The following is a 10,637-nucleotide window of genomic DNA, read 5'->3' as shown; positions in this document are numbered from 1 at the left end:
AGTCATACTATTCTATTTTAGTTATCTTCGTAAGATAATCAAAATCTACAATGGTGCTACCGAAGGTTTAGTTCAACGGGTTATGTTAGTATTTTTTTGTACATTTAACATTATAATTCGTTCGTGACAACAGGCTGAATTTTAAATACCACTTTTTTCAGCATTATAGTAGTAAGGTTTTATACCATTTTTCCAAAATTCATTTTTAATTGTTTTTAAAGTTATTCCCTTTCGGAAAACGCTTTCTATGTTTTTAGTTCAACCGTTGCAATTCATTGTAACGGTTGAACTTTTTATTGGAATTTATAATTTTTATTAAATAGAACCCTCATCGTTTGAATATATGAATAATTTTTACGTAGCTTTTTTTTTCATGGTTCAACTGGGATGCATTACGGCACAAAATAACACAGGGTTTTTTGGAAAAATCATCGATTCAAAAACGCAAATTTCGTTAGGTTTTGTGGTGGTCAGTGTTCAAAATACGACTTTAATGCAACTCACTAAAACGGATGGTAATTTCAGTTTTGATACCGTTCCCACAGGAAATATTTTGCTTCTGGTACACAGTCAGGGTTTCAAAGATGGCTTGTATCCCGTTGAAATTACCGAAGGACAAATGCTGGATTTGGGAACCATATCTTTAGAACAAGACCAATCCATAGAGCAGCAAAACAGTATCATCACACTTATTGAAAGTGATTTTGGCGAAGACAACAGCAGTTCCGAAAGTACTTCCGGACTCTTGCAATCCTCCCGAGATGCTTTTTTGCAAGCTGCCGCTTTCAACTGGGGACAAGCTCGTTTTAGAGTTCGGGGATTAGACAGCGAACATTCCACAATGATGATCAATGGCGTTTCCATGAATAAAATTTATGACGGCAGACCGCAATGGGGTGCATGGGGCGGATTGAATGACGCGCTACGTAATCAGGAATTTACCCTGGGAACTGCCCCTTCGGATTATACGTTTGGGGGTATTTTAGGGACACAGGAAATCAATATGCGAGCCTCTATTTACAGACCAGGTTCTCGAATTTCATTTTCTGGGACCAATACCAATTACAGTTGGCGCACCATGGCTACGCATGCTTCCGGAATGAATTCCCGTGGCTGGGCTTTTGTAGTTTCGGCAGGAAAGCGCTGGGCGCAAGAAGGGTATTTTGAAGGGACAAGTTATGATGCGAATTCCTTTTTTATAAGTCTCGAAAAAAAAGTAGGCGAGAAGCATTCGTTGAATCTCACGGCACTGTACACCCCGAATTCCAGAGCCAAAAATTCCCCTAATACAGCTGAAGTTACCCAATTGACAAACGTAAAATACAATTCGTATTGGGGTTTTCAAGAGAATGAAAAAAGAAACGCCCGCATCAAAACCATTGAAGAACCCATGATAATGCTGAATCATTATTTTAAAATCAATGATAAAACCAATTTGAATTCGAGTGTGACGTATCAATTTGGAACAATTGCCAACAGCAACATCGATTATCAAAATGCGAATAGTCCTGATCCAACGTATTATCGAAATATGCCCAGTTATTACAGCTCTCTTTATGCGCCTGATAATGGAGAATTCTCGGGTGCATTTACTCCGGATTATGAAAATGCAGAAAAAAGTAAAGCGGAATTTTTAGCCAATTCGCAAATTGATTGGACCGCATTGTACCGAGCCAATCAAAATCCAGTTTTGGATGCTAATGGAACAATTACGGGCTACGAACCCACAAAAAGCAAGTATGTTTTGTATGAAGATCAAGTAGAAGATCAGACAGCGGTGGCCACAACAAATTTGAGTGCGCAACTGTCGGAAAATATTTTTTTGAATGCAGGAGCATCTTTCAAAAAACTAAAATCGCATAATTCACAAAAATTGTTGGACTTGCTTGGCGGTTCCTATTTTGAAGATATCGATGCTTTTTATAGTGGAAATCAATCCCAGTCTGATTTGAATAGTCCCGACCGTCAAGTAGTTGTTGGGGATACGTACGGATACAACTATAATTATTTTGCCAATACTGTAGAAGCATTTACCCAATTCAAATTCACCTACAACAAAGTGGATTTTTATCTGGCGCAAAGCTTTTCCAAATCTGATTATCAACGGGAAGGTCTGTACAAAAACGGAATTTATGAAACCAATTCCTTCGGGAAAAGCGAAAAAATAGCATTTGAAAATTTTGGCTTCAAAGCCGGATTCAATTTCAAAATCTCCGGCAAACAGCTGGTGACTTTTAATGCGGCACATTTAACAAAAGCACCCTCTTTGAAAAATACGTTTGCGAATTCCCGATTGAATAATGCGATTGTAGACGGAATTGAAAGTGAGAACATCAGCAGTTTGGACGCCAGTTACATCTATCGTTCCCCAAAACTCAAAGCCAGACTAACTGCGTATTATTCCTTAATTAAAAATGCGACTCAAATTTCCTTTTTTTATGCCGAAGGAATTTTTGATGATGGCTCCGGTTATTTAAATACCGATGCTTTTGTGAGTCAGACATTAACACAATTGAATAAGAAAAATGTAGGGGCCGAATTCAGTTTGGAATACCAATTAAGCCAAACATTTAAAACCACTTTTTCGGCCGCTTTCGGGGAATATACGTATGACAGTAATCCAAGAGTGACTTTGACAAACGATGCTGAAGCAACTCCAGAAAATACCAGTCCGGTTTTTGATTTTGGAACAGCTTCCCTAAAAAATTATAAGCAAGCGGGAATGCCACAACGCGCGTATTCCGTGGGAATTGAATATCGAGATCCAAAATATTGGTGGATTAGCGCCAATGTAAATTACCTCACCAACAGTTATATTGATATTTCTCCTATTTCCAGAACCGAAATATTTTATAAAAATCCCGCAAGCGGTTTCAATTTTCCAGAGGCAACGGAGGAACGGGCTACAGTACTCATAAAACAAGAAAAATTTGATCCAACGATGTTGCTCAACCTTGTGGGTGGAAAATCATGGAGAATTTACGGAAAGAATGTTGGGATTTTTGCCAGCATCAATAATGTACTCGATGTTACCTATAAAACGGGTGGTTATGAACAAGCCCGAAACGCAAATTTCAGACAAATTAATCAAGATGTTTCCAGTGGCACGCCTTCTTTTGGACCAAAATATTTTTACGGATACGGAAGAACGTATTTCGTCAATCTTTATATCAATTTATAAATTAAAGCACATGAAATCAATATTCTGCAAACCGGTTCTATTTTTACTGTTGACAATCACTTTCAGCAGTTGCATAACGGATGAGGTTGTGGCTCCAAAACTCATTTGCACCCAGCCGGATTTAGTTGTAAATAAAACAGTTAACGAAGTTCTTGCTGTTGCGAATGCCATTGTAACACAGTACAAATACGAGGATGTCATCGAGGCGTATGTGGTTTCCAGCGATGAATCGGGAAATTTTTTCAAGTCGATTTCCTTTCAGACTTTGGCAACAGCCACAACGCCAGCCATAGGATTTAGCGTTCCTGTGGATGCTACCAACTTGTATATTGACTATAGATTAGGCAATAAAGTATATATAAAATTAAAAGATCAATATACGGATATTTCATTTGGTGGAATGCGTATCGGAAGTATTTTTGTGAATTCCTATAATGAAGGTGGCGTGGGGCGACTTTCACAAAATGAGTATAAAAAAGTGTTGAATGCGTCGTGTAGGAATGTAAAGGAGGAGGTTTTGGTTCGGTCGTTAACCATGTCGGAACTGCTGAATGATTCTAATTTGAATACGTTGGTCGAATTGTCTGATGTTCAGTTTTCAGCTTTGGCAATAGGGCGTCATTATTTTGAAGAAACCAATAATGTAGGCGGTGCGACAAATTGGGGATTAGTCGATAAATTAGGCAATCAAGTCTATTTTAGAACTAGTAGTTTTTCTGATTTTTCGACTAAAGTTGTTCCCGATGGGAGCGGAAAAGTAAGGGGTATTTTGACGAAATACGGAACGGATTACCAATTATTGCCGCGTTCCGAAAAAGATGTGGTGATGACTGGAAGCAGAGCTGTTCCTTTTTTCTCTCAAGATTTTGAAAAAGTTGTCGATAAGTCGAATTTGAGTCTTCCCGGCTGGGCAAATATGGTTCAAAAAGGAACACTTTTCTGGAAAGGCACCGTTTATTCCGGTAACGGGTATGCCGAGTTTGCCATTAGCGGAACTAAAGTTGTTTCGAATGTGGCTTGGTTGATTTCGCCAAAAATTGACATGGATGTTCATACGAAAGAAGTCCTTACTTTTAGAAGCGCTCAGCATCATTTAGACGTTGATTCCCAGTTAAATTCCTTGGAAGTGTATGCTTCCAGTAATTTTGACGGATTGAATTTTGCAACTGCCACATGGATTCCCTTAATGGTTAATTTGCCCAAACAAGCCACGCCTTGGTATCAATTTATAGGAAGTGGCGCAGTAGATTTATCTGCATACCAAGGTAAAATCAGCATTGCTTTTAAATATACAGGCTCCGGAAAAAATCTGGCTTTGGATGGCGCTTTTCAAGTAGATGACGTCCAGATTTTTGGTGATAAATAATTTTTATAAAAGACTTTGCTTGAATTACTATATTTGCAGCATTAACGTTTAAATTAAATTATGAAATCTACTTTATTAGCCTTAATTTCTTTATTATTTGTTTCTTGTTTATCGGATAACGAAGCATCTAAACCTGTTGATTACACGGTTCAAAACGAAAAAGAAATCGTGGATTACATTGCGAAAAATAAATTGACTGCCACAAAAACCGATTCAGGATTGTATTATGTGGTTGATGAAGCGGGAACTGGCGCTCAACCAACAGCTTCATCTAATGTAACAGTAGCCTACAAAGGATATTTTACTAATGGAAATGTTTTTGATCAAAGTGATGCTTCAGGCATTTCATTTGGTTTGAACCAAGTGATAAAAGGATGGACAGAAGGTATTCCCTTTTTTAAAGAAGGTGGCAACGGAATTCTCTTAGTTCCTGCTCACCTGGGTTATGGAAGCAATGATAGAGGACCAATTCCAGGAGGTTCTGTTCTTGTTTTTAATGTTAAACTGATTAAAGTAAATTAGTTAAAGACTATTATAAATTCACAAAAGGCTATCTTTTCGGATAGCCTTTTGTAGTTATTTACTTTTTGATTTCGACAATACTTATCGCATAACCTCCACCGGGAGCACTGAGTTGTGCCAGTTTTGATTTGTTAGTCACCGTCATTTTACGAATCGTATAGGCTTGTGGATTGGTTTTATAATGTGCCTCTTTTGCATCAGCATAAATAGTGGCAACATATTTTTTTCCTTTTTCCAAAAAATCAAATTTGATGGTTGATGTACGAGAAGTATCGCCATTTACATTACCAATAAACCAATTGTTCGTCACTTTTGCTTTACGCGCAACAGTAACATATTGACCAGGTTCTGCTTCAAGGTATTTGCTGTCAGACCAATCTACGGCTACATCTTTGATGAACTGAAAAGCATCCGGAAAGCGATCGTAATTTTCCGGTGTATCGGCGGCCATTTGCAACGGGCTGTACATCGTTACGTACAATGCCAATTGATTTGCAATCGTACTGTTGACATGGGAATTATTATCCGGATTCAATTTGCTTAAATCCATTTCAAAAATCCCAGGAGTATAATCCATCGGTCCGCCTACTAAACGGGTAAAAGGCAACACTGTCACGTGATTGGGTTTAGAACCACCAAAAGCTTGGTATTCTGTTCCTCTTGCTGCTTCGTTACCAATTAAATTGGGATAGGTTCTTGAAATTCCCGTTGGACGAACCGCTTCGTGAGCATTCAACATAATTTTATATTCGGCTGCTTTTTCCAAAGCATATTGAAAGTGATTGACAATCCATTGGCTGTAGTGGTTTTCGCCTCTTGGCATAATATCACCTACATAACCACTTTTTACAGCATCGTATCCATTGTCTTTCATAAACTGATACGCTTTATCCATGTGGCGCTCATAGTTACGCACAGATCCTGAAGTTTCATGGTGCATCATCATTTTAATACCTTTTGATTTGGCATATTCATGCAATCCTTTGACGTCAAAATCCGGATATGCAGTCAGAAAATCAAAAACATAATCTTTGGAATGACCAAACCAGTCTTCCCAACCTTCATTCCAGCCTTCTACTAAAACGGCATCAAAACCGTGTTTAGCGGCAAAATCAATGTATTTTTTTACATTAGTGTTGTTGGCACCGTGTTTTCCATTTGGTTTCGCTTTTGAAAAATCAGAAACGCCAAGTTGTACCGTTGGAAATTCATCCGTATACGCCCAAGAACTTTTTCCGGTGATCATTTCCCACCAAACACCTACATATTTAACGGGTTTTATCCATGATGTATCTTCAATTTTGCTTGGGTCATTTAAGTTCAATGTCATTTTTGAAGCCAGAATTTCTCTTGCGTCATCACTAACAATTATTGTACGCCAAGGCGTATGATTTGGAGCCTGGATATATCCTTTGTCTCCTTTGGCATCTGGTGTTAACCAAGATTCGAATACCATATTTTTATCATCTAGATTCAAATGCATACACGAATAATTGATTAATGCTGCTTCATGTAAATTGATATACAATCCATCTGCTGTTTTTAGCATTAGCGAAGTCTGTACTCCTGTTGTCGAAAAAGACTTTTGAGAAACATTTGCGGTAGTTGCTTTTTCTGATAAGCCTCGGATTTCCGATAATTTTGATGTGGTGTAATCGTATTCTTGAGTGTCATAATCACCCGGAATCCAAAATGCAGTATGATCTCCTGTCATGGCAAACTGAGTTCTTTCTTCTTTAATTACAAAATAAGTAAGGTTTTTTTGCGAAGGAAATTCATAACGAAATCCTAAACCATCGTCAAACAAACGGAAACGAATCACAATCTTCCTGTCTGTTTCTTTCTGATTTAAGGTTACTGCCAATTCGTTATAATGATTGCGAATGGAAGCTACTTCTCCCCAAACGGGTTTCCAGTTTTCATCAAAAGTGGCTGTTTGGGTATCTGTTATCGTGAAATTATTTAACAACGAATTTTTATCAAAAAGTAATTTTTTTTCAGCGGGATTAGTACTATATGTCAAATCATACAACATTGTTTTTTTGTCGCTTTTTAGTTCGAGACCCAGTTTACTAGGTTTTATAACGACGTTATTTTTGTAGCTCAAAGTGTAACTTGGAGTGCCGTCACTTAACAATGAAAAATCCATTGTGAATTTTTGGTTGGGTGATTTTAATTGTTGTGCCGCAACGTTACTCAAGAACGTTAAAGTGAATAGTAGTGAAAAAAGATAATGCTTCATTTTTATTGAATATAAATTACTAATTGATTTTTGGTTTTATAATTCGGCTTGATTTTTACGAAATCGTTTTATTTAAAACAGTAACAAAATTGTAGTTATCGCTGCAATTTCTTAAAAAGTAAAAGTAAACTCTTTATTGTTTATTTCACACTCTTTCCAGTGGAATAAAATTTGGAATGATGTACTGTTTTGTTCAATTTAATTGATAGTAGGTCAAAATTAGCGCCGAAACTGTTTTCAAATGATGCACTTTATTAAAATAGAACTAACATTTAATGTGTGCGAGGCAAGAATAAAAATTTTTAAAATAACTGCAAATTCGGCAAATTTTTTTAGCCACGAATTATCCGAATTTTCACTGATTTTTTAAAATTAAATGGTGATTTGTGGCAAAACTTTTCTCGTTCTGGAGTTAAATAGCAGTTTCATCTGCAGAAATACAGGGCTGAATTTATTTTATTCGCAGGAAAACATTTCAGCAGTATAATTTTCGGATCGACAAAAAAACTATCATTATTTACGGCTTCTAATTTTTTATAAACCCAGAACTCAATAAGTCCCTTACAAATCATTAAATTTGTAACTTATTCAAAAATATGTTAGAAAAAGAAGTAATAAATTTCGAAAAGACGGCTATAGTTGGTATTGTAACTCAAAACCAAAGTGAAGAGAAGCTGCGCGAATATCTTGACGAATTAGAGTTTTTGACTTTTACCGCAGGAGGGCAAGTGGTGAAACGTTTTTCGCAAAAAATGGAACGTCCTAATCCCAAGACTTTTGTTGGTACCGGAAAAATTGAAGAGATTCATCTTTTTGTAAAAGAAAATGATATCTCGACTTTGGTATTTGATGATGAATTATCACCTTCACAACAAAAAAATATATCTAAAATCATAACGGAATGTAAAATTCTGGACAGAACGCACCTTATCTTGGATATTTTTGCGCAACGTGCTGAAACTTCGTACGCCAGAACGCAAGTAGAATTAGCGCAATGTCAATATTTATTACCAAGGCTTTCCGGAATGTGGACGCACCTTGAACGCCAAAAAGGGGGAATTGGAATGCGTGGTCCCGGGGAAACGGAGATTGAAACCGACAGACGTATTGTTCGTGACCGAATCGCGTTATTGAAAGAAAAAATAAAAACCATCGACAAGCAAATGGGTGTGCAGCGCGGCAATCGTGGCGCTATGGTTCGTGTGGCCTTGGTGGGATATACTAATGTGGGGAAATCAACCTTGATGAATGCCGTTGGCAAAAGTGATGTTTTTGTAGAGAATAAACTTTTTGCTACGCTGGACACCACCGTCCGAAAAGTAGTTATTAAAAACCTGCCTTTCTTGCTTTCGGATACGGTAGGATTTATCAGAAAATTGCCAACACAATTAGTTGATTCTTTCAAAAGCACGCTGGATGAGGTTCGTGAAGCGGATTTGTTATTGCACGTAGTTGATATTTCGCATCCTGAATTTGAAGATCATATTGCATCCGTAAATCAAACTTTATTGGATATTAAGGCAAATGACAAACCGGTTATTATGGTTTTCAATAAAATTGATGCTTACCAGCATTTGACTATTGACGAAGATGATTTAATGACCGAAAAAACGCCAAGACATTACACGCTGGAAGAATGGAAATCGACTTGGATGAGCAGAGTAGGCGAGCAAAATGCGTTGTTTATTTCGGCTACTAACAAGGAAAATTTTGAGGAATTCAGAGAACGTGTTTATGAAGCCGTACGTCACATTCACATTACCCGTTTTCCGTACAATAAGTTTTTATATCCGGATTATAAAGACGCAGTGGAGAAAGAAGACAAAGACGCGGAAGAAATGGAATAATTTTCTCCAAAACTAAAATAAACCAATCCCTTTTGAAGTTTTAAGAGGGATTTTTTTGTGCCTGTCCTTCTTGCTTCAGGCTATTGCGCTGTCAAACAAGTTTATAGTAATCTATATTATAATACTGTTTGGTATAAAAAAAGAGCAATTCCTAAATTAATTTTTAGGTTATGCACTCAGATTTTCCCTCGGAGATTTTGGAATTATTTTAAACCTTAAGGATATTTATGTTAGTAGGAAATTATCTTGAAACAACCGATATAATAAAATAGTTCCATAACTCTTATAGGGAAAGCCAGTTGTATTATAAAGCATGTTAATTATTCCTATTCGTAATGTTATTTTTACGTAAAGCGAGCTCATTTATTTTACAATTAAAATACTTAAAAACAATAGTATGATAATAAGGGGTTGATTTTTTATTAATAGGACTTTATTTATTTTGTAAAAATTATAAAACAACAAAATAATGAAGAATTTTATTTTTACGGCACTCTTTTTTCTTTCTGGACTAGTGAGTAGTATGGCGCAATCAAATCTAGATATTGAGCCGTGCTTATTTCCCTTTTACCACGGAGTTGCTTCAGGAGATCCGCTAATTGACAGAGTTATTCTATGGACTCGAGTTACTCCAGCAAACTTAGGTGCTGATCAAGTAACTGTTCAATGGAAAATTGCTACTGACACCACAATGACTTCTATTGTCGACAGTGGAACCAGTGTCACGAACCAAGACAGAGATTATACTGTAAAAATAGATGCTGATAAGCTTGAGTCAAACAAGTATTATTACTATCAATTTGAAGCTTTTAACAAAAAGAGTCCAATTGGACGTACTAAAACAGCACCAACAGTTACTATAGGAAGTTCTCGTTTTGGAGTCGTTTCTTGTGCAAACCTTGAAGCTGGTTTTTTTAACGTTTATAAAATAATGAATGAACGTAATGATATGGATGCGGTAATTTGCTTAGGTGATTATATTTATGAATATGAAACTGGAGGATATTCTCCGAATCCTTCTACTAATAGATACTGGCAACCTGAAAACGAAATTACAACGCTAGCAGATTATAGAACTCGTTATTCATCATACCGTTTAGATCCAGATTTAAGAAGAAATCATCAATTGTTTCCTTGGATTTGTGTTTGGGATGATCATGAAACAGCTGACAATAGCTGGATGCACGGTGCTGGAAATCATGATGCAGGTGAAGGAGATTGGGAAGACCGAATGGGTTATGGTAAAAAAGCTTATTTCGAATGGTTGCCTATTCGGGAAACTGGAACTGTAGATCCTTATCAAATATACCGTGCTATTCCTTACGGTAATAATATTGATTTAGTGATGTTAGACACAAGATTACACGGTCGTGATCTTCAAGCTGGAACAACTGGAGCTGTTGTTGAACTAAACCTTCGGTAGCACCATTGTAGATTTTGATTATCTTACGAAGATAACTAAAATAGAATAGTATGACT

General features: G+C 36.8%; 6 protein-coding genes. 5 read left to right on the top strand and 1 reads right to left on the bottom strand.

Annotated elements, in window-relative coordinates:
* Positions 1-343: 343 nt before the first annotated feature.
* From EKM02_RS14350 to EKM02_RS14340, 3 genes are read left to right on the top strand one after another with little or no spacing between them, the layout of a single operon-like run.
* Positions 344-3,181, top strand: a complete 2,838-nt coding sequence (locus tag EKM02_RS14350) for a carboxypeptidase-like regulatory domain-containing protein (RefSeq protein WP_126456314.1) — start codon at positions 344-346, stop codon at positions 3,179-3,181.
* A 10-nt stretch (positions 3,182-3,191) separates the two neighbouring features.
* Positions 3,192-4,547, top strand: a complete 1,356-nt coding sequence (locus EKM02_RS14345) for a DUF5689 domain-containing protein (protein WP_126456312.1) — start codon at positions 3,192-3,194, stop codon at positions 4,545-4,547.
* A 60-nt stretch (positions 4,548-4,607) separates the two neighbouring features.
* Positions 4,608-5,069 (top strand): FKBP-type peptidyl-prolyl cis-trans isomerase, encoded by a 462-nt coding sequence (locus EKM02_RS14340; protein WP_126456310.1) that lies wholly within the window; start codon positions 4,608-4,610, stop codon positions 5,067-5,069.
* A gap of 58 nt (positions 5,070-5,127) precedes the next feature.
* Here the strand turns inward: EKM02_RS14340 and EKM02_RS14335 are convergent, their stop codons facing one another.
* Complete coding sequence (locus tag EKM02_RS14335) at positions 5,128-7,311, bottom strand: glycoside hydrolase family 97 protein (protein ID WP_126456309.1); 2,184 nt, start codon at positions 7,309-7,311, stop codon at positions 5,128-5,130.
* A gap of 596 nt (positions 7,312-7,907) precedes the next feature.
* Here EKM02_RS14335 and hflX point away from each other — a divergent pair.
* Both hflX and EKM02_RS14325 read left to right on the top strand, forming a co-directional pair.
* Positions 7,908-9,158: a GTPase HflX gene (gene hflX / locus EKM02_RS14330; RefSeq protein ID WP_126456307.1), complete on the top strand. Its 1,251-nt coding sequence runs from the start codon at positions 7,908-7,910 to the stop codon at positions 9,156-9,158.
* Between the two features lie 469 nt (positions 9,159-9,627).
* A complete protein-coding gene (locus EKM02_RS14325; protein ID WP_126456305.1) occupies positions 9,628-10,581 on the top strand; it encodes an alkaline phosphatase D family protein in 954 nt (317 codons plus the stop codon).
* The last annotated feature ends 56 nt before the right edge of the window (positions 10,582-10,637 follow it).

It is taken from the genome of Flavobacterium sp. RSP49 (assembly GCF_003968735.1).
GTDB lineage: Bacteria > Bacteroidota > Bacteroidia > Flavobacteriales > Flavobacteriaceae > Flavobacterium.
The sequence above is the reverse complement of the archived record's forward strand: the minus strand, read 5'-3'. Positions and strand labels throughout refer to the sequence as shown.

Excerpts from the sequence above, each read along its gene's own strand:
- EKM02_RS14350 (WP_126456314.1), top strand. The coding sequence starts at position 344 with ATGAATAATTTTTACGTAGCTTTTTTTTTCATGGTTCAACTGGGATGC.
- EKM02_RS14345 (WP_126456312.1), top strand. The coding sequence starts at position 3,192 with ATGAAATCAATATTCTGCAAACCGGTTCTATTTTTACTGTTGACAATC.
- EKM02_RS14340 (WP_126456310.1), top strand. The coding sequence starts at position 4,608 with ATGAAATCTACTTTATTAGCCTTAATTTCTTTATTATTTGTTTCTTGT.
- EKM02_RS14335 (WP_126456309.1), bottom strand. The coding sequence starts at position 7,311 with ATGAAGCATTATCTTTTTTCACTACTATTCACTTTAACGTTCTTGAGT.
- hflX (WP_126456307.1), top strand. The coding sequence starts at position 7,908 with ATGTTAGAAAAAGAAGTAATAAATTTCGAAAAGACGGCTATAGTTGGT.
- EKM02_RS14325 (WP_126456305.1), top strand. The coding sequence starts at position 9,628 with ATGAAGAATTTTATTTTTACGGCACTCTTTTTTCTTTCTGGACTAGTG.